The sequence below is a fragment of the Catelliglobosispora koreensis DSM 44566 genome (assembly GCF_000379685.1).
GTDB lineage: Bacteria > Actinomycetota > Actinomycetes > Mycobacteriales > Micromonosporaceae > Catelliglobosispora > Catelliglobosispora koreensis.
This window is the reverse complement of record NZ_KB903284.1, coordinates 1-1,085: the sequence shown is the minus strand read 5'-3', so window position 1 is coordinate 1,085 and position 1,085 is coordinate 1. Positions and strand designations below refer to the sequence as shown.

General features: G+C 64.3%; 2 protein-coding genes. Both read left to right on the top strand.

What is annotated here, in order from left to right:
* Positions 1-91 precede the first annotated feature (91 nt).
* On the top strand, positions 92-307 hold the full coding sequence (locus A3E1_RS42435; protein WP_020524097.1) for an SHOCT domain-containing protein: 216 nt from the start codon (positions 92-94) through the stop codon (positions 305-307).
* A gap of 2 nt (positions 308-309) precedes the next feature.
* Positions 310-996: a methyltransferase family protein gene (locus tag A3E1_RS0127920; protein WP_020524096.1), complete on the top strand. Its 687-nt coding sequence runs from the start codon at positions 310-312 to the stop codon at positions 994-996.
* The last annotated feature ends 89 nt before the right edge of the window (positions 997-1,085 follow it).

Sequence of the window (1,085 nt, the reverse complement as noted above, 5' to 3'; positions counted from 1 at the left end):
CTGCACCCATTGACCAGCAATCCCGTCACCCGGCAGTCTGGCGCGCCGGCCCACGCCGCCGCGACGACAACAGAAAAGAGGACACCACCCCATGCAAACCCTCATCAGCACCACGGGCATGACCATTCTGACACTCAGCAACGCCATACTGTGGACACTGCTGATCATCTCGGTTGCCGCCTGGGCGGGACAGTCCTGGCGACGCAACCACGCCGAGCATGTACTCGCCGACCGGTTCGCCCGGGGCGACATCGACCCCGACGAGTACCGCAAACGCCTGCAGGTACTGTCCAGTAAGCGGGGCTGACGATGGAATCCGGCCCCGCCTACGGCCTGTGGCCGCTGGTCATCCTCAACTCCGCCCTATTTGCCATCTTCGCGGTCAGCTTCTTTCACCTCCGCACCGGCCGCGACTGGCGCGCCATGGGCGGCTTCACCGCCTTCCTGATCGCCCTGTTCACCGAGATGTACGGCATTCCGCTGACTGTATACCTGCTCTCGGGCTGGCTCGGGTCAAAGATCCCGGGCATCGCTGCCACCCACGAAGGCGGGCACCTGTTCAACGACCTTATTGGCTGGACCGGCGACCCCCACCTATCACCATTCCACCTACTGTCCTATGTGCTCATCGGCGGCGGATTCTGGCTCGTGGCCGCCTCATGGCGCGTCCTGTACGACGCAGCCCGCACCGCGACGCTGGCCACCACCGGAACCTACGTACGAGTACGGCATCCGCAATATGACGGCCTGCTCCTGGTGATGATCGGATTCCTGGTGCGATGGCCCACGATTCCCACCCTGCTCATGTTCCCCGTCCTTGCCTACTTCTACGTGCGGCTGGCCCGCATGGAGGAACGCGACGTCGCCAAGGCGTTTGGTGACACCTGGACGGCATACGCCGCCACCATCCCAAGGTTCATCCCACGCCTGCGGCACGCCAAGCCCCCACCAAAACAAGCAGACACCTCACGAGACGGCGAGGTGCTTCAGCGGTGAACACCCACACTGCTCCCACGCTCGGCGGCCACCGGTCTATGCCGCTGACCGCGGATGAGGAACTGCTGTGCTGCCTCGGCCCTGCCTTC

What these genes read in the sequence shown, in the direction of transcription:
- A3E1_RS0127920 (WP_020524096.1), top strand. Translation starts at nt 310, where the DNA reads ATGGAATCCGGCCCCGCCTACGGCCTGTGGCCGCTGGTCATCCTCAAC.
- A3E1_RS42435 (WP_020524097.1), top strand. Translation starts at nt 92, where the DNA reads ATGCAAACCCTCATCAGCACCACGGGCATGACCATTCTGACACTCAGC.